Below are 18,145 nucleotides of genomic sequence, written 5' to 3'. Positions count from 1 at the left end.
TCAGGCCTGAAGGGCGCGCAGCTCGTCGTTGGTGCGCAGCACGGCCTCGCGCATGGCCGCCGCGTCCGGACCGAGCCGCAGCACACCGCGCGAGGAGCTCGCGAGCACGTGGCCCGCGCTCGCCCCGAAGATCCGGCGCAGGTCGGCGGTGGTGCCGCCCTGCTCGCCGTACCCGGGGGCGAGGATCGGGCCGTTGAAGGCCAGGTCCAGGCCGCGGTCGTCCTCGAGGGTGGCGCCGACGACGGCACCGAAGGAGCCGAGCGGGGTCGCGCCGGCGTTGAGCCGGCGCAGGTGGTCGAGCATCGTGCCGGAGACGCTGCGGCCGTCGGTGACGGCCTCCTGCACTTCGGGGCCCTCCTTGTTGGAGGTCGCGGCGAGCACGAACAGGCCGGCGTCGTGCTTGACCGCGGTGTCGACGAACGGCTGCAGCGAGCCGAAGCCGAGGAACGGGCTCACGGTGACCGCGTCGGAGGCCAGCGGGGAGGCGGGGTCGAGGTACGCGTCGGCGTAGGCCTGCGACGTGGAGCCGATGTCGCCGCGCTTGATGTCGAGGAGCACCAGCGCCCCGGCGGCCCGCGAGTCGGCGATGACGCGCTCCAGGACGGCGACGCCGCGGCTGCCGAAGCGCTCGTAGAACGCCGACTGTGGCTTGACGATGCTGCAGTGGGGCGCGACCGCCTCGACCGCGCCGAGCGCGAACCGCTCGAGCCCGGCGACGTCGTCGTACCCCCAGGCGTGCAGGAGCGCGGCGTGCGGGTCGATCCCGACGCAGAACGGACCGCGGTCCGCGACCGCGGCGTGCAGGCGGGCACCGAACGTCACGAGAGCCTCCTCAGGGCATCAGGGGTCAGGTCGGCCAGCGACGGATAGCCGTCGACGGCCATAATCAGGTCGGCCTCGGCCTGCAGGGCCCGGACCTGGTGGACGGCACCGGGTACGCCGCCCAGCGCGAGGCCGTAGACGTAGGGCCGGCCGATCGCGACCGCGTCGGCGCCGAGAGCGAGCGCCTTGACCACGTCGGCGCCGGTGCGGATCCCGGAGTCGAAGACGACCGGCGCGCGGCCGTCGACGGCGGTGACGACGTCGGGCAGCCAGTCGAGCGCCGCTCCCCCGCCGTTGGCCTGCCGGCCGCCGTGGTTGGAGCAGTAGATCCCGTCGGCGCCCTCGTCGAGCGCACGCCGGGCGTCGTCGGGGTGGCAGATGCCCTTGAGCACGATCGGCAGGTCGGTCAGCGACCGCAGCCAGGGCAGGTCCTCCCAGGTGACCGGGTGCCCGAAGGTGCCGACCCAGGTCATCACGACCGTGCCGGGGTCGGGGTCCGGGCCGGTCATCTCGCAGAAGACCGGGTCGGAGGTGTAGTTGGCCAGCGCCTTGCCCCGCAGCTGCGGGAAGTTGCCGCTGGCGAGGTCACGCGGCCGCCACCCGGGCACCCACGTGTCGAGGGTGATCACGATCGCCTCGTAGCCGGCCTTCTCGGCGCGCTGCACCAGGCTGGCCGCGAGCTCGCGGTTCTTGGGCGTGTAGAGCTGGAACCACTTGCCGGCCTCGCCCGCCGCGGCCGCGACGTCCTCGAGCGGGTCGCTCATCAGTGTGGAGCCGATGAGGGGTACGCCGGTCGCCGCCGCCACCTCGGCGGCGTGCACGTCACCGTGCTGGTCGGGCGTGCAGATCCCGACGACGCCGACGGGCGCGAGCAGCAGCGGGCTCGCGAGCGTGCGGCCGAACAGCTCGACCGACAGGTCCCGCTCGGCCGGCGCCCGCAGCATCCGCGGCACCACGGCGTACCGCTCGAAGGCCGCCACGTTGGCACGCTGGGTCGTCTCGTCGCCGGCTCCGCCGGCGACGTAGGTGCGCAGCTCGGGCGGCAGCGCGGCGAGGGCGTCGCGCTCGAGCTCGGCGTAGTCGAACGGGTGCGCGGGGAGCACCCCGCCGAGAGCACCGAGGTACAACTCGATCTGGTAGTCCCCGAAGCTCATCGCACGTCCTCTCTCACAGGCCCTCGAGGATCCTGCGGGGCCAGCTCGGGCCACCGTAGATGAGGGCGCTGTAGGCCTGCACGAGGTCCGCCCCCGCAGCCACCCGTTCCCGGGCCTGCTCCGGGGTGCTGATCCCGCCGACGCCGATCAGGGTCAGGTCGGGCCCGACCCGGCCACGCAGCAGCCGCAGCACCTCGGTCGATCGTTCGGTGAGCGGCGCACCGGAGAGGCCACCCGCACCGATCTCGGCGACCTTGGCCGACGGCGTGCGCAGGCCCTCGCGGGAGATCGTCGTGTTGGTCGCGATGATCCCGGCGAGGCCGAGGTCGAGCGCCATGTCGGCGACGGCGAGCACGTCCTCGTCGGACAGGTCCGGCGCGATCTTGACCAGCAGCGGCAGTGGCGCGGACGTCACCTCGTCGGCGGTACGGCGTACGTGGGCCAACAGCGGCGCGAGCTTCTCGACCGCCTGCAGGTTGCGCAGGCCCGGCGTGTTGGGCGAGCTCACGTTGACCACGAGGTAGTCGGCGTGCGGCGCGAGCAGCCGGGTCGAGGTCTCGTAGTCGGCCTCGACGGCGGCCTGGTCGTCGTCGGGGACGACCTTGGACTTGCCGATGTTGACGCCGAGCACGAGGCCGCCGGGCTTGCGCCGCCGCTTCGCCAGCCGGGCCGCCACGGCGGTGGCGCCGTCGTTGTTGAAGCCCATCCGGTTGACGATCGCCCGGTCCTCGGGCAGCCGGAACAGCCGCGGCTTCGGGTTGCCCGGCTGTGCCAGCGCGGTGACCGTGCCGATCTCGACGTGCCCGAACCCGAAGGCTCCCATCCGGTCGTAGACCTGGGCGTTCTTGTCGAAGCCGGGCGCGAGGCCGAGCCGGTTGGGGAAGGTCAAGCCCATCGCGCGCACCGGCGCGACGCCGGGGATCGGCGCCCGGGTGAGCACCGGTCCGCCGGCCCGCAGGGCGTCGTAGGTCAGGTGGTGCGCCTTCTCGGCGTCCATCCTGACCAGGACGTGCTCGAACAGCCTGTCGTAGAGACTCACGCGTTCCACTCCTGCAGCGAGCGCACGCCGACCGACCCGGCCCGCACCGCCGCGATGCCCTGCACGGCGGCCGCGAGGCCCTGCACGGTGGTGATGCACGGCGTGCCGGTGAGGACGGCCGACGAGCGGATCTCGTAGCCGTCGATGCGCGAGTCGCCACCACCACCCGACGACGTGGTCGAGCCGTGCGGAGTGTTGACGATCAGGTCGATGTCGCCGGCCAGGATCATGTCGACGACGGTCGGCTCGCCGTCGGGGCCCTTGCCCTCGAAGTGCTTGCGCACCACGGTGGCCTGGATGCCGTTGCGGCGCAGCACCTCGGCGGTGCCCTGGGTCGCGAGGATCTCGAAGCCGTAGTCGACGAGCACCCGGGTCGGGAAGATCATCGTGCGCTTGTCGCGGTCGGCGATGGAGATGAACACCTTGCCGGACGTCGGCAGCGGGCCGTACGCCGCGGCCTGCGACTTGCTGAACGCCGTGCCGAAGTCGGCGTCGAAGCCCATCACCTCGCCGGTCGACTTCATCTCCGGGCCGAGCACGGTGTCGACGAACTGGCCCTCCTTGGTGCGGAACCGGTTGAACGGCAGCACCGCCTCCTTGACCGCGATCGGCGAGTCGGCGGGCAGGGTGCCGCCGTCGCCCTCGGCCGGGAGCACCCCGGAGGCACGCAGCTCGGCGATCGACTCCCCCAGCATCAGCCGGGCCGCGGCCTTGGCGAGCTGGGTCCCGGTCGCCTTGGAGACGAACGGCACGGTGCGCGACGCGCGCGGGTTGGCCTCGATGACGTAGAGCACGTCGGCGCCCAGCGCGAACTGGATGTTGATCAGGCCACGCACGCCGACACCCTTCGCGATGGCCGTCGTGGCCTCGCGGATCCGGGCGATCTCGGCGTTGCCGAGAGTGATCGGCGGCAGCGCGCACGACGAGTCGCCGGAGTGGATGCCGGCCTCCTCGATGTGCTCCATCACGCCGCCGAGGAACAGGTCGGTGCCGTCGTACAGCGCGTCGACGTCGATCTCGACCGCGTCGTCGATGAACCGGTCGACCAGCACCGGCCGGTCCGGGCTGATCTCGGTCGCGGCGTTGATGTAGGCCTCGAGCGCCTGGTCGCTGTAGACGATCTGCATGCCACGCCCGCCGAGGACGTACGACGGCCGCACGAGCACCGGGTACCCGATCGAGTGGGCGATGGCCCGCGCGTCGTCGTACGACACCGCGGTGCCGTGCTTGGGCGCGACCAGGCCTGCGTCGGCGAGCACCCGGCCGAACGCACCGCGCTCCTCAGCGAGGTCGATCGCCTCGGGGCTGGTGCCGACGATCGGGACCCCGGCGTCCTGCAGACCCTGCGCGAGGCCGAGCGGCGTCTGGCCTCCGAGGGTCGCGATCACGCCCGCGATCGGTCCGGCGGCCTTCTCGGCCTCGTAGATCTCGAGCACGTCCTCCATCGTGAGCGGCTCGAAGTAGAGCCGGTCCGAGGTGTCGTAGTCGGTCGAGACTGTCTCGGGGTTGCAGTTGACCATGATCGTCTCGTAGCCGGCCTCGGCCAGCGCGAGACTGGCGTGGACGCACGAGTAGTCGAACTCGATGCCCTGGCCGATCCGGTTCGGGCCCGAGCCGAGGATGATCACGGCCTGCTTGCCCTCGGCGCGCGGCTGGACCTCGGTCTCCTCGTCGTAGGACGAGTAGTAGTACGGCGTGGCCGCGGCGAACTCGGCGGCGCAGGTGTCGACGGTCTTGAAGACCGGGCGGACACCGAGCGTCTGCCGGGCGATGCGGACCTCGGACTCCTGCAGGCCGCGGATGGCCGCGATCTGGGCGTCGGAGAGGCCGTGGCGCTTGGCCAGTCGCAGCGCGCCGGCGTCGAGAGTCTCGGTGGCGGCGACCTGCTGGGCGACCTCGTCGATCAGGAAGACCTGGTCGACGAACCACGGGTCGATCTTCGTGGCGTCGTGGATCTCGGCCTGGGTGGCGCCGGCGCGGATCGCCTGCATCACCTCCTGCAGGCGGCCGTCGTGCGGGACCTTGATCGTCTCGAGCAGCGCGGCCTTGTCGCCGACGGGCGAGGCCCAGTCGAACGGCGCGTGCTTGTTCTCCAGCGAGCGCAGCGCCTTGTTGAGCGCCTCGGTGAAGCTGCGCCCGATGGCCATCGCCTCGCCGACCGACTTCATGTGGGTGGTCAGCGTCGGGTCGGCGGTCGGGAACTTCTCGAACGCGAACCGCGGCACCTTCACCACGACGTAGTCGAGGGTCGGCTCGAAGGAGGCCGGGGTCTCCTCGGTGATGTCGTTGGGAATCTCGTCGAGGGTGTAGCCGACGGCGACCTTCGCGGCGATCTTGGCGATCGGGAAGCCGGTGGCCTTCGACGCCAGCGCGGACGAGCGCGACACGCGGGGGTTCATCTCGATCACGATGACCCGGCCGTCGGCCGGGTTGACGGCGTACTGGATGTTGCAGCCGCCCGTGTCGACGCCGACCTCGCGGATGATGCCGATCGCGAGGTCGCGCAGGTGCTGGTACTCGCGGTCGGTCAGCGTCATCGCCGGCGCGACCGTGATCGAGTCGCCGGTGTGCACGCCCATCGGGTCGAAGTTCTCGATCGAGCAGATGATCACGACGTTGTCGGCCTTGTCGCGCATCACCTCCAGCTCGTACTCCTTCCACCCGATGATCGACTCCTCGATGAGGACCTCGGTGGTCGGCGACGCGGAGAGGCCGGCGCCGGCGATGCGGTGCATGTCGGCCTCGTCGTAGGCGATGCCGGAGCCGAGGCCGCCCATGGTGAAGGACGGGCGGACCACGATCGGGAAGCCCAGGTCGGCGGCGGCCTTCTCGACCTCGTCCATCGAGTGGCACACGAAGGAGCGCGCGACCTCGCCGCCCACCTTGTGCACGATCGCGTTGAACAGCTCACGGTTCTCGCCGCGGTGGATCGCCTCGAAGCTGGCGCCGATCATCTCGACGCCGTACTTCTCCAGCACGCCGCTCTCGTGGGCCGCGATCGCGGCGTTCAGCGCGGTCTGGCCGCCGAGGGTCGGCAGGATCGCGTCGGGGCGCTCCTTGGCGATCACCTTCTCGACGAACTCGGGGGTGATCGGCTCGACGTACGTCGCGTCGGCGAACTCCGGGTCGGTCATGATCGTGGCCGGGTTGGAGTTGATCAGGATGACCCGCAGGCCCTCCTCCTTGAGCACCCGGCACGCCTGGGTGCCGGAGTAGTCGAACTCGCAGGCCTGGCCGATGACGATCGGCCCGGAGCCGATGACCAGGACGGACTTGATGTCTTCGCGCTTCGGCATCAGGCGTTCTCCTCCAGGAGCGTGGTGAAGCGGTCGAAGAGGTACGCCGCGTCGTGCGGGCCGGCGGCGGCCTCGGGGTGGTACTGGACGGAGAACGCCTTGAGCCTGCCGCCACCGTCGCGGAGCTCGAGTCCCTCCACGACGTCGTCGTTGAGGCACACGTGGCTGACCGTGGCGGTGCCGTACGGCGTCTCGGTGGGCTCGCCGACCGGGGCGTCGACCGCGAACCCGTGGTTGTGGGCGGTGACCTCGACCTTGCGGGTGGTCAGGTCCATCACCGGCTGGTTGATGCCGCGGTGGCCGTACTTCAGCTTGTAGGTGCCGAAGCCGAGCGCGCGGCCGAAGAGCTGGTTGCCGAAGCAGATGCCGAAGTACGGCAGGCCGCGCTCCAGCGACTGCTGGAGCAGCTCGACCTGGCCGGTCGTGGCTGCCGGGTCGCCGGGGCCGTTGGAGAAGAAGAGTCCGTCGGGCTTCACGGCCAGGACGTCGTCGATCGTCGCGGTGGCGGGCAGGACGTGGACCTCGATGCCGCGCTCGCTCATCCGCTGCGGCGTCATGTCCTTGATGCCGAGGTCGAGGGCGGCCACGGTGAACCGCCTCTCCCCCTGCGCGGGCACGACGTACGCCTCGCCGGTGGAGACCGCCTCGGACAGGTTGGCGCCCGACATCTCGGCGGCGTCCTTGACCTTGGCGAGCAGCTTCTCGGGGTCGGTCTCGACGGTGGAGATGCCGACCCGCATCGCGCCGCGCTCGCGCAGGTGGCGGGTGAGCGCGCGGGTGTCGATGCCGGAGATGCCGACGACGCCCTGCTCCCTGAGCTCGTCGTCGAGGCTGCGGCGCGAGCGCCAGTTGCTGGGGATGCGCGCGGGCTCGCGGACGACGTACCCGGCGACCCAGATCCGCTTCGACTCCGGGTCCTCGTCGTTGACGCCGGTGTTGCCGATGTGGGGAGCCGTCATCACGACGACCTGACGGTGGTACGACGGGTCGGTCAGCGTCTCCTGGTAGCCGGTCATGCCGGTGTTGAAGACGGCCTCGCCGAAGGTCTCGCCCTCGGCGCCGTAGGCCTCGCCGTGGAACGTGCGGCCGTCCTCGAGGACGAGCAGTGCGGGGGTGCTCATGCGAGCGCTCCTTCCAGGACGGTGGGGGTGCCGCGCAGCAGCGTCGCGAGGACGCGGCCGGTCAGCTTGCGGTCGTGCCAGGGGTTGTTGCGGCTCAGCGAGACGCTGGCGGCTCGGTCGACGACCACCTTCGCGGCCGGGTCGACCAGGGTGAGGTTGGCGGGCTCGCCGACGGCGATCGGGCGGCCGTGGGCGTCGTCCAGGCCGGCGATCCGGGCCGGGTTGGCGCTCATCACCCGGGCCACACCGGCCCAGTCGAGCAGGCCGGACTCGACCATCACCGTGGTGATCACCGGCAGCGCGGTCTCGAGGCCGAGCATGCCGAACGCCGCGTCGACGAAGGCGTGCTCCTTGTCGTGGCGCGCGTGCGGCGCGTGGTCGGTCGCGACGGCGTCGATGGTGCCGTCGGCCAGGGCCTCGCGCAGCGCCTGCACGTCCTCGTCGGGACGCAGCGGCGGGTTGACCTTGAACGTCGGGTCGTAGCCGGTGAGCAGGTCGGTGGTGAGCAGCAGGTGGTGGGGCGTGACCTCGGCGGTCACGTCGATCCCCTGCGCCTTGGCCCAGCGGATGACCTCGACGCTGCCGGCGGTCGAGACGTGCGCGACGTGGACCCGGCTGCCGGTGTGGCGGGCCAGCATCACGTCGCGCGCGACGATGACCTCCTCGGCGACGCCAGGCCAGCCCGGCAGGCCGAGGCGGCCGGAGAGCTCGCCCTCGTGGCAGCAGGCGGTCGGCCCGGCGAGGCTCGGGTCCTGGCTGTGCTGGCTGACCACGCCGCCGAACGCCTTGACGTACTCCAGCGCCCGGCGCATAACACGCGGGTCGTGGACGCACCTGCCGTCGTCGGAGAAGACCCGCACCTTGGCGCGGCTGCGGGCCATCAGGCCGAGCTCGGCGAGCTCCTCGCCCGCCAGGGCCTTGGTGACCGCGCCGACCGGCTGGACGTCGACCAGCCCGGCCTGCCGGCCGAGGTCGTAGACGCGCTCGGCCGCCTCGGCGGTGTCGGTGACGGGGTTGGTGTTGGCCATCGCCAGGACCGCGGTGTAGCCGCCGACAGCGGCGGCGCGCGAGCCGGTGAGCACCGTCTCGGCGTCCTCGCGGCCGGGCTCGCGCAGGTGGGTGTGCAGGTCGACCAGGCCGGGCAGCAGCCGCAGGCCGTCGGCGTCGGTCGTCCGGTCCGCCTTGGTCTTCACCGAGCCGAGCTCGGCGACGGTGCCGTCCTCGACGAGGACGTCGGTCGTCGTACCGTCGGGCAGGGTGGCGCCCTTGATCAGGATGCTCATGCGCTGGTCTCCTCACCGGCGAGCAGGTGGTAGAGCACGGACATGCGGACCGCGACACCCGCGGACACCTGGTCGAGGACGACCGAGTCGAGGGCGTCGGCGGCGTCCGCGGAGATCTCCAAGCCGCGGTTCATCGGGCCCGGGTGCAGGATCGGCGTCCCGGGCTTCAGCACGGCCAGCCGGTCACGGGTCAGGCCGTAGCCGACGGTGTACTCGCGTGCGGTCGGGAAGAAGCCACCGCTCATCCGCTCGCGCTGGACGCGCAGCATCATCACGGCGTCGGGTTGGGGTAGCACCTCGTCGAGGTCGTACGCCGTCGCGAAGCCCGCCGCCTTGGACCAGTCCCCCACACCGGCGGGCATCAGCGTCGGCGGCGCGACGGCCGTGACGGTGGCGCCGAGCTTGGTGAGGCTCTTGACGTTGCTGCGGAACACCCGGCTGTGGGTCAGGTCACCGACGATCGCGACGTGCTTGCCCTCCAGCGTGCCGAGCTTGCGGGTCAGCGTGTAGCCGTCGAGCAGGGCCTGGGTGGGGTGCTCGTGGGTGCCGTCGCCGGCGTTGATGACCGGTACGTCGATCCAGCGGCTGATCTGCTCGGCCGCGCCGCTGGCGCCGTGGCGGACCACCAGCCCGTCGATGCCCATCGCGGTGACCGTGAGCACGGTGTCGCGCAGCGACTCGCCCTTGCTCGCGCTGCTGCCCTTCGCGGACAGGTTGATCACGTCGGCGGAGAGCCACTTGCCGGCGATCTCGAAGCTCGACCGGGTCCGGGTGGAGTCCTCGAAGAACAGGTTGATGACGGTGCGCCCGCGCAGCGCCGGGAGCTTCTTGACCTGGCGGCGCTGCACGTCGTGCATCTCCGCGGCGGTCGTGAAGATCTCCCGGATGTCGTCGGCGCTCACGTCGTCGATGCTCAGCAGATGCTTGTTCACGAGATGCGCACCTCGTCCTCGCCGTCGGTCTCGACCAGCCGCAGGCTGACGCGCTCGCTGCGGGCGGTCGGCAGGTTCTTGCCGACGTGGTCGGCACGGATCGGGAGCTCGCGGTGACCCCGGTCGACCAGCACCGCCAGTCGTACGACGGCCGGGCGGCCCAGGTCCGAGAGCGCGTCGAGCGCGGCGCGGATCGTGCGCCCGGAGTAGAGGACGTCGTCGACCAGGACGACGGTCTTGCCGTCGATCCCGCCGGCCGGCACCTGGGTGCGGTGCGGCGCGCGGGTCGGGTTCGACCGCAGGTCGTCGCGGTACATCGTGACGTCGAGCTCGCCGGTGGCGACCGTCGTACCCTCGACCTGGGCGATGTTGTCGGCCAGGCGCCGGGCCAGCGGCACGCCGCGGGTGTGGAGCCCGAGAAGAAGAAGATCCTCGGCGCCCTTGTTGCGCTCGAGGATCTCGTGGGAGATGCGGATCAACGCCCGGCTGATGTCGCCGGCGTCGAGGACGACGCGACCGCTGACGGTGCCATCGGGTGCCCCGGGGGTCTGCTGTGCAGGCAAGGCTGAACGGCCCTCCTTCTCCGCCTCACTGGACGGCTCGTTAAAGGATGTCGAACTGCGGGCCACCCTACCGGCTGGGAGCCGCTCCCGGCCAACCGGGATCCGCGTGGCAGACATTGCGGTTTGGTCCCAAACCGCAACATTCCGGGGCCGCGACGTGCGGTCTGTGCCCAATCGAAGACTGGTCTGACCACGACGCGACGGAGGGACCCGGCTGACACCGGGTCCCTCCCCACACGCTCGCCGGGCCCTACTTGAAGGCGTCCTTCACCTTCTCGCCGGCCTGCTTGAGGTTGCCCTTGGCCTTGTCGACCTTGCCCTCGTTCTCGAGGTCCTCGTCGTCGGTGGCCTTGCCCACCGCCTCCTTGGCCTTGCCGGACATCTCCTCGGTCTTGTTGCTCAGCTTGTCGTCGAGACCCATCGAGGGCTCCTCTCGTCGTCGGTCTGCTGACCTGCGGGAGGTACCCGGCATCGAGCCGTCGATCCGGGTCAGAGTGCTGTCGCCATCGCCGCGCACGCCCGCAGCCAGGACCGCCGCGTCTCGGCGGACAGCTGCGCGTAGGGGACGACCGAGCCGGAGACCAGCGCCGGGTCGTACGGCACCCGGTAGACGCCGCGGGTGCGCTGCTCGTAGACCTGCACCAGGTCGCGCGCGAGCGCCTCGTCGACCTTGGGGCTGGGGTCGGAGAGGACCGTGATCGTCTTGTACTTGAGGTTCTCGTGGCCGGCGTCCTGCAGCGCGTCGAGCATCCACAGGCCGCTGTAGCCGGTGTCCTCGCGGACCGTGCTGGTCACGACGAGGAGGTCGGCGGCACCGGCGGCGGCGAGCCAGTTCTCGGCTCTGAGGTTGTTGCCCGTGTCGACGAGGAGGATCCGGTAGAAGCGCTCGAGCAGGGCGTGGACGGCAGCGAAGTCGTCGGCGTGGATGACGCCGGTGACGTCGGGACGCTCGTCGGAGGCGAGCACGTCGAAGTGGGCGTCGCCCTGGGAGCGGACGAAGGCGCCGAGGTCGCCGATCCGGGACTGGTAGACGTCGGAGAACCGGCCGAGGTCCTCGAGCAGCTCGCGGGTGGTGTTGCGGTGGGCGCTGCGGGTGCCGCGGATGCCCAGCGTTCCTCGTGTCTCGTTGTTGTCCCACGCGATCACGCCGCCACCGCGGACGGTGCCGAAGGTGTAGCCCGCGGCCAGCACGCCGGTGGTCTTCGCCGCACCGCCCTTCGGGTTGACGAACGCGATGGTCCGCGGTCCGTCGAAGTCCTTCTGGATCGCCGCGCGGTCGGCCTCGTAGGACCGCTCGGCGGCACCCATCGACGGCTTGATCAGCCCACCGCTCCAGCGGCGTACCCGACCGCGCCAGCCCCACGTCGCGGGCCCCGACGTCGAGTCGCTGTCGCGGCGGTCGAGGAAGTCGGTGGCGCTCATGAACCGGCGCGGCTCGACGGCCGGAGCGGGCGCGGCCGGCGGCAGGGCCACGCTCGGGGGCGGGCTCATCGGCGGCGGGCCCACCGGCGGCGGGCCGAGCGGTGCCAGCATCCCGCGCATGGCGGTGTGCTCGTCGGCGGGCGGAGGCGTCACCGGCTCACCGGCCGGTGCACCGATCGGGTCGTTGAGCGGGTCGGACAGGTGGGCGGTCAAGGGATCGGTCGACGAGTGACTCACGAGTACCTCCGAGATAGGCAGCGGTCGTCCGCCAACCTACCCTCGGCGCCGCCGTCACGACACGGCGGAGAGCGCGGTCTCGATCGCCCTGTGGAAAGTCGGGTACGCGAAGTGCATCCCGCGCAGGGTCGCGAGCGGGACCTCGGCGTGGACGGCCGTCACCAGCATCCCGATGATCTCCCCGCCGGACGGTCCGACCGCGGTGGCCCCGACGAGGACGTCGCGGTCGAGGTCCACCACGACCTTGACGACCCCGTCGTTGCCGACCTTGTGCAGCCAGCCGCGGCTCGACTCCGGCAGCGCCGCCGTACCGACGCCGACCCGGATCCCCGCACGCCGGGCCTGGTCCTCGGTCATCCCGACCGAACCGACCTCGGGGTCGGTGAAGGTCGCGCGGGAGACGGCGCGGTAGTCGGCCCACGGTCCGTCCTCGCCGGTGAGGTCCCGGATCGCGACGTTCGCCTGGTACATCGACATGTGCGTGAAGGCGCCCTTGCCGGTGATGTCGCCGATCGCCCACAGCCGCTTGGCGCCCTTGACCCGCATCTTCTTGGTCACCGCGAGGGTGCGCGCCGCGGGATCCAGACCGACGGTGTCGAGGCCGATGTCGCCGAGGTTGGTACGACGCCCCGCCGCCACCAGCAACGCGTCGGCGCCGACCGACGTGCCGTCGGCGAGGCCGATGCTGAACGCGCCCTCGTGGGAGACCGCCGTGACGCCGACGCCGGTGCGCACCGTGATGCCCTCGGCTTCGAAGGCCTTGTGCACGACGGCGCTGGCCTCCGGCTCCTCCGGACCGAGGATCCGGTCCAGCGCCTCGATCACGGTGACCTCGACGCCGAAGCGCGCGAAGGCCTGCGCGAGCTCGCAGCCGATGGCTCCGCCGCCGAGGACGGCCAGGCTCGCCGGCAGGTCCCGGACCCGCACGATGTCGCGGTTGGTCCAGTACGGCGTCCCGGCGAGCCCCAGGATCGGCGGCACGGCCGGCTCCGTCCCGGTGTTGAGCACGACGCCGCGGCTCGCAGCGACCGTGACCTCGCCGTCGGCTGTCGTGACGACCACGCGGCCCGGCCCGTCGAGCCGACCGGTGCCGCGCAGGAACCGCGCCCCAGCCTTCTCCAGGCGCTCGACGGCGACCTTGTCGTCCCAGTCGTCGGTGGCCTCGTCGCGGATCCGGTCGGCGACGGCCGTCCAGTCGGGCCGGACCTCGGACTCCCCCGCCAACGCCGGCACCCGCCGGCCCTCGGCGAGCGCGTCGGCGGCGCGGATCATCATCTTGGAGGGGATGCACCCGAAGTACGGGCACTCGCCGCCGACCAGGCGGCGGTCGACCCCGACGACGGAGAGCCCGGCCCGGGCGAGCGACGCGGCGAGGTGCTCACCGCCGGGCCCGAGCCCGATCACGACGACATCGGCTTCCAGGGCGGCTTCGGGGGTGTCCGGCATGGCGCCAGACTCGCACGCCGGTGGTGACGATGCCAGCGTCACGTAGGGGAATCCCTCAACCGGGGCGCGGGATCCTCCAATGGTCGGGCAGGTGGCGCGATTCCTACGGTGCTGTGGTCCGCACCACACCCCAGGGAGACCGCATGACCGTCACGACGGCACCCCCTCGCATCAGCCCCGCCCAGACCCGGAGGCTGGCCATCGGCGCCGGTGCCGGGACGTCGCTGGAGTTCTTCGACTTCTCGATCTACACCGTCGCGTCGGCGCTGGTGTTCCCCGCCGTGTTCTTCTCCGGCGACACCGACCCGTGGTTCGCGTCGTTCATGAGCCTCGCGACCTACACCCTCGGGTACGTCGTCGCGCCGCTCGGCGCGATCGTGATGGGCTGGGTGGGCGACCGCCACGGGCGGCGGCGCGCCATGCTGATCACCTTCTACCTGATGGGCGGCGCAACGGTCCTGATGGGCCTGCTGCCGTCGTACGCCTCGATCGGCGTCGCCGCACCGGTGCTGCTGATCGCGCTGCGGATGGTGCACGGCTTCTCGCGAGGCGGCGAGCTGGGCGGTGCCTCGGTGCTGGCGGTAGAGCACGCACCCGTCTCCCAGCGCGCGGCGTACGGCGCGTTCGTGGCGCTCGGCTCACCATTGGGCGCGCTGCTGGCGAACCTCTCGTTCGTCCTCGTGTTCTACCTGCCCGCTGCCACCGTGCAGAGCTGGGGCTGGCGGATCCCGTTCCTGGTCGGTGCCGCCGTGCTCCTGCTCGGCATCTGGGCCCGGCGCTCGCTCGAGGAGTCGCCCGTCTTCCAGGAGCTCGCCTCGGAGCGGTCCGCGCAGCAGATCGCCCGGATCCCGGTGTGGAACGTGCTGCGCGACAACTGGCGCCGCCTCCTGCTCGCCGCCGGCGCCAACATGGGCCTGAACGCGGTGATGTTCGTGCTGGCCGGGTTCATGCTGTCGTACGCCGCCTCGCCCGCCCCCAAGGGCCTCGGCCTCGAGATCAAGTCCGTGCTCTGGTGCACCCTGCCCGGTCTCGCGGTGCACGCCGTCACCGTCGTCGCCGGCGCCCGCCTCTCCGACCGCCTGGGCCGCAAGCCGGTGATGCTCACGGCCGCCGTCGCCGTGCTCGGCTACGTGCTCATCCTCTTCCCGCTCGCCCAACACGGCTCGCTGGCCATGTGGGCCGTGGCGACCGCGGGCGGGTTCCTCCTCACCGGCTTCCTGTTCGGCCCGCTGATCACCTTCCTCACCGAGCTGTTCACCGCCGAGCAGCGCCAGTCCGGCGCCGGCCTGGCCTACCAGGTCGGCGCGGTCCTCGGGGGTGGCCTGTCCCCCTCGATCGCCAACCGGCTGATCGAGTGGACCGGGCACGCGTCGTCGGTCGGCTATTACCTCGCCGCCGGCATGGCCGTCACCGTGGTGTGCCTGCTGCTGCTCCCTGAGACCGCGCCGGCACGGACCGGAACCGGCCGATGAGCGACGACCTCGAGGCGCTGCGGCGCCGGGTGGCGGTCCTGGAGGCGGAGGCGGAGATCCGCCGTCTCCAGGCCCGCTACATGTTCCTGTGCGACACGCCCTGCCCGGAGGCGGGCGTGTCCGACGACGCCCACCGCATCGACCTCGTCATGGACCTCTACGCCGCCGACGCCGTCTGGGAGGGCGTCGGCGAGCAGTACGACGGCCAGTTCGGCCGCGCCGTCGGCAAGGCCGCCGTACGCGAGCACTTCGAGCGCTTCTGGTCGCCCGACCGCACTCCGGCGCTGGTGCTGAACGCCCACTACCTGACCTCGGAGCAGATCCACGTCGACGGGGACCGGGCCGAGGGCCAGTGGATCCACATGCAGCCGTGGCTCTACGCCGACGGCACCGCCCTGCTCCGCTCGAGCCGGCTCAACAACGCGTTCCGGCGCGACGACGGTCGCTGGCTGATCACTCGCACGCGCACCGAGAACGTGTTCGTCGCACCGCTGCCGGTCGGGTTCGCCTCGGCGTACCCGACCGCCTCGGTGCTGATGGATCCGAGGGCCTGAGACAGCGGGGCTCAGACCGTGACCCGGTACTGCAGCACGTCGCGCACCAGCGTGCCGAGGCTCTCCGCGTCGGTCTTGGCCTTGATCCGCGCCCGGTGCACGTCGACGGTCTTGACGCTGGTGCCGAGCTCGCGCGCGATGTGCTGGCTCGGCAGGCCCGCGATGACGAGCCGAAGCACCTCGCGCTCACGCGGCGTGAGGGCGTCGAGGCGCGCGGAGACGGACCGACGGCAGTGGTCGTCGGCGAAGCGCTGGGCGGCGACCTCGAGGTGCTCCTGGACGACCTCGAGCATCTTCTGCGGCTCGTAGGGCTTCTCGAGGAAGTCGACGGCACCGTGGCGCAAGGCGCGCACGGACATCGGGATGTCGCCGTGGGCCGAGCAGAAGATGACCGGCGCGGGGTACTCGCGGGCCACCAGCTGCTCCTGCAGCTGGAAGCCGCTCAGGCCGGGCATGCGCACGTCGACGATCACCACGCTCGGTTCGTCGGGGTCCATCTCGTCGAGGAAGGTCGGCGCGTCGGGGTAGGTGTACGCGGTGATCCCGACGCTCTCGAACAAGAACACCAGCGACTGCCGGAGGTCCTCGTCGTCGTCGACGATGTGGACCACAGGGGTCACGGGTTCACGCGGGGTTGCGGAGGCGGACGGGTTCATCGGGCACCACCCTCACTCTAGGACCGAAGCGCTCCGGTCAGGTGTCGTTCGAGCCACGTGGCGTGGCCGAGCAGTTCGGTCTCCCCGCGGCGGCGGCCGACGAGCTGGACGCCGAGCGGCAGGCCCGCCTCGTCGACGAGGCCGGGGACCGCTGCGGTGGGCAGGCCCAGCGCCTGCCAGGCCCGGCTGAGGACGGGGTCTCCTGTCGCGGCGAGGCCGCGAGGCGCCGGACCGGGTGCCGCGGGGCCGAGCACGACGTCGTACGACGACAGGTGGGCCGCGAGCGACCGCTCCCCCGCGTCCACGACCTCGCACGCGGCCCGGTAGTCCGCGTGGGACGTGGCCGCACCGGTCCGCAGCAGCGCCGCGAGGGGCTCGCTGAGCTCGTCGGCGCGGGCGAGCTCGGCCGCGCGCTCGCGGGCAGCCTCGAAGGCCATCACGACGGGGTGGGCGCAGGTGAGCTCGGCGACGAGCCGCTCCTCGGGGAACGGGTCGACCCTGGCACCGGCCGCACGCAGCCGGTCGACGGCCGCCTCGAGCGCGGCCGACATGGCGTCCTCGACGACGCCCAGTGCCGCCCCGGTCCACACCAGGACCCGCGGCGCGCGACCGAGGGCGGCCCCGGCATCGTGGGTCCCGGTCAGCGCCGCCCAGGCCAGGGCGAGGTCGGACGCCGACGCGGCGAGCACGCCGTGGCTGTCGAGGCTCGGGCTGAGTCCGGTGACGCCGGTCACCGGGTACCGCCCGTGGCTCATCACGAGCGAGGCGACGCCGCAGTAGGAGGCGGGCCGGGTGACCGAGCCCGCGGTCTGGGAGCCGAGCGCCAGCGGGACCTGACCGGCGGCGACGGCGGCGGCCGAGCCGCTCGACGAGCCGCCCGGCGTGTGTCCGGGGGCCGCGGGGTTGGCGGTGGGGCCGGGGGCGAAGAACGCGAACTCCGTGGTGACCGTCTTGCCCGCGGGTACGGCGCCGGCGGACCGCCACGCCGTCACGATCGCGGCGTCGGCCGGGGCCGGGCCCGCGTCGGCACGCACGGCGGCGCCGCACCGGGTCGGCAGCCCGGCGACGTCGATGATGTCCTTGACGCCGAGCGGCACACCACCGAGCGGGCCGGCCGCCCCGGCGTCCGGGGGTGGCGGCGCGAGCTCGACCCAGGCACGCAGCGCGGGATCCGTGGCGGCCACCCGCTCGCGGAACCGGGTGTGCACGTCCGCGGGCGTGGTCCGCCCGGTCCGCAGGTCCTCGACCAAGGTGCGCAGGGACCACGGGGCCGAGGTCATGCCTCGTCCTCCCACACGGCGTCGGCCTCCCAGTAGTCCATCCCGCCGGCGCTGACGGCGTGCCGCCAGTCCGACGTACGACGCAGGGAGGGCTCGACCCGGGAGGTGACGTCGTCGGCGGCCTCCGGGCCGTCGGCGGGGACCTGCCAGTGCACCCAGTTGAGCTCGCGGCCCTCACTGTCGTGGACGAACAGGTCCACGTGCCGCCAGCCGTAGCCGTGGGTGTCGTTGTAACACATCAGGGTCGTGCGCTCGGTCATCCCGCTCAGCCGCCTCAAGCGCTCGCCGCGACCCGGTCCGCGGGCGCGATCTGGTGGAAGCCGCGCTGGAAGTAGAGCAGGGCGCCGGCCTCGTCGCGGACGCTGACGTGGTCGACCTCGACGAACAGCACCGTGTGGGTGCCCTGGGTGAACTCCGCGCCGACCTGGCCGACGAGCACCGCGGCGGCGTCGTCGAGCACGGGTACGCCGTGGCGGTCGTGGTCCCACACCGGCAGCGCGAACCGCTCCTCCATCGGCAACCGGGTCGCGCCAGCGAAGTGCAGGGCGAGCTCCTCGTGCCGGCGACCGAGGACGTTGATCGCGACCCGGCGGTTGGTGCGGAAGATGTCGTGGGTGTAGCTGGCCTGGTTGACGCAGACCAGCAGCGTCGGCGGGGTGTCGGTGACCGAGCACACCGCGCTGACGGTGATGCCGGCCCGGCCGCTGACGCCGTCGGTCGTGACGACGTTGACCGCGGCCGACAGGTTCGCCATCGCGGCGCGGAAGTCACGCTGGGTGGTGGTGAGCTCCTCGGACATGGCCTCGACGCTAGGCGCGGCACCAGCCGCAGAGGTATCGAGACTTCCACCTCGCCGGCTGAGGATTTC

17 protein-coding genes are annotated in these 18,145 nt (G+C 72.1%); 2 read left to right on the top strand and 15 right to left on the bottom strand.

Annotated features, from left to right (window positions below; genetic code table 11):
* The 11 genes from pyrF to QI633_RS11700 all read right to left on the bottom strand — a co-directional run bounded on the left by pyrF (window position 1) and on the right by QI633_RS11700 (window position 13,315).
* Entirely contained in the window at window positions 1–822 is an 822-nt protein-coding gene (gene pyrF, locus QI633_RS11750; protein WP_282429078.1) for an orotidine-5'-phosphate decarboxylase, read from the bottom strand.
* Entirely contained in the window at window positions 819–1,976 is a 1,158-nt protein-coding gene (locus QI633_RS11745; protein WP_282429077.1) for an alpha-hydroxy-acid oxidizing protein, read from the bottom strand. The genes pyrF and QI633_RS11745 overlap by 4 nt, the downstream gene beginning before the upstream one ends.
* A 13-nt stretch (window positions 1,977–1,989) precedes the next feature.
* Window positions 1,990–3,015 (bottom strand): quinone-dependent dihydroorotate dehydrogenase, encoded by a 1,026-nt coding sequence (locus QI633_RS11740; protein ID WP_282429076.1) that lies wholly within the window; start codon window positions 3,013–3,015, stop codon window positions 1,990–1,992.
* Window positions 3,012–6,311: a carbamoyl-phosphate synthase large subunit gene (gene carB, locus QI633_RS11735; RefSeq protein ID WP_282429075.1), complete on the bottom strand. Its 3,300-nt coding sequence runs from the start codon at window positions 6,309–6,311 to the stop codon at window positions 3,012–3,014. Before carB ends, QI633_RS11740 begins: the two co-directional genes overlap by 4 nt.
* Complete coding sequence (gene carA, locus QI633_RS11730) at window positions 6,311–7,432, bottom strand: glutamine-hydrolyzing carbamoyl-phosphate synthase small subunit (RefSeq protein WP_282429074.1); 1,122 nt, start codon at window positions 7,430–7,432, stop codon at window positions 6,311–6,313. The genes carB and carA overlap by 1 nt, the downstream gene beginning before the upstream one ends.
* Window positions 7,429–8,715 carry a dihydroorotase gene (locus QI633_RS11725; protein ID WP_282429073.1) on the bottom strand — a complete coding sequence of 429 codons (1,287 nt, stop codon included), beginning with the start codon at window positions 8,713–8,715 and terminating at the stop codon, window positions 7,429–7,431. Before QI633_RS11725 ends, carA begins: the two co-directional genes overlap by 4 nt.
* On the bottom strand, window positions 8,712–9,647 hold the full coding sequence (locus QI633_RS11720; protein ID WP_282429072.1) for an aspartate carbamoyltransferase catalytic subunit: 936 nt from the start codon (window positions 9,645–9,647) through the stop codon (window positions 8,712–8,714). Before QI633_RS11720 ends, QI633_RS11725 begins: the two co-directional genes overlap by 4 nt.
* The gene (gene pyrR / locus QI633_RS11715) at window positions 9,644–10,210 is read right to left on the bottom strand and encodes a bifunctional pyr operon transcriptional regulator/uracil phosphoribosyltransferase PyrR (protein ID WP_141799037.1); all 567 of its coding nucleotides are present in this window, start codon (window positions 10,208–10,210) and stop codon (window positions 9,644–9,646) included. Before pyrR ends, QI633_RS11720 begins: the two co-directional genes overlap by 4 nt.
* 250 nt (window positions 10,211–10,460) lie before the next feature.
* Window positions 10,461–10,631, bottom strand: coding sequence for a CsbD family protein (locus QI633_RS11710; RefSeq protein WP_141799038.1), 171 nt, complete (start codon window positions 10,629–10,631; stop codon window positions 10,461–10,463).
* Window positions 10,632–10,699: 68 nt separating this feature from the next.
* Window positions 10,700–11,869, bottom strand: a complete 1,170-nt coding sequence (locus QI633_RS11705) for a hypothetical protein (protein ID WP_282429071.1) — start codon at window positions 11,867–11,869, stop codon at window positions 10,700–10,702.
* A gap of 54 nt (window positions 11,870–11,923) precedes the next feature.
* The gene (locus tag QI633_RS11700; RefSeq protein WP_282429070.1) at window positions 11,924–13,315 is read right to left on the bottom strand and encodes an NAD(P)/FAD-dependent oxidoreductase; all 1,392 of its coding nucleotides are present in this window, start codon (window positions 13,313–13,315) and stop codon (window positions 11,924–11,926) included.
* A gap of 143 nt (window positions 13,316–13,458) precedes the next feature.
* Between QI633_RS11700 and QI633_RS11695 the strand changes: the two genes are divergently transcribed.
* Window positions 13,459–14,787, top strand: coding sequence for an MFS transporter (locus tag QI633_RS11695; RefSeq protein ID WP_282429069.1), 1,329 nt, complete (start codon window positions 13,459–13,461; stop codon window positions 14,785–14,787).
* Window positions 14,784–15,341: a nuclear transport factor 2 family protein gene (locus tag QI633_RS11690; protein ID WP_282429068.1), complete on the top strand. Its 558-nt coding sequence runs from the start codon at window positions 14,784–14,786 to the stop codon at window positions 15,339–15,341. The genes QI633_RS11695 and QI633_RS11690 overlap by 4 nt, the downstream gene beginning before the upstream one ends.
* 11 nt (window positions 15,342–15,352) lie before the next feature.
* Here the strand turns inward: QI633_RS11690 and QI633_RS11685 are convergent, their stop codons facing one another.
* The 4 genes from QI633_RS11685 to QI633_RS11670 are packed head-to-tail and all read right to left on the bottom strand — an operon-like array spanning window position 15,353 to window position 18,076.
* Complete coding sequence (locus tag QI633_RS11685) at window positions 15,353–15,961, bottom strand: response regulator (RefSeq protein ID WP_282429067.1); 609 nt, start codon at window positions 15,959–15,961, stop codon at window positions 15,353–15,355.
* Between the two features lie 53 nt (window positions 15,962–16,014).
* Entirely contained in the window at window positions 16,015–17,277 is a 1,263-nt protein-coding gene (locus QI633_RS11680) for an amidase (RefSeq protein WP_282429066.1), read from the bottom strand.
* The gene (locus QI633_RS11675; RefSeq protein ID WP_141799045.1) at window positions 17,274–17,537 is read right to left on the bottom strand and encodes a hypothetical protein; all 264 of its coding nucleotides are present in this window, start codon (window positions 17,535–17,537) and stop codon (window positions 17,274–17,276) included. The genes QI633_RS11680 and QI633_RS11675 overlap by 4 nt, the downstream gene beginning before the upstream one ends.
* Before the next feature lie 14 nt (window positions 17,538–17,551).
* A complete protein-coding gene (locus QI633_RS11670; RefSeq protein ID WP_141799046.1) occupies window positions 17,552–18,076 on the bottom strand; it encodes a flavin reductase in 525 nt (174 codons plus the stop codon).
* Window positions 18,077–18,145 lie beyond the last annotated feature (69 nt).

The organism is Nocardioides sp. QY071 (genome assembly GCF_029961765.1).
Taxonomy (GTDB): domain Bacteria; phylum Actinomycetota; class Actinomycetes; order Propionibacteriales; family Nocardioidaceae; genus Nocardioides.
Note: the sequence above shows the minus strand (reverse complement) of the source record. Positions and strands in the feature narration are given on the sequence as shown.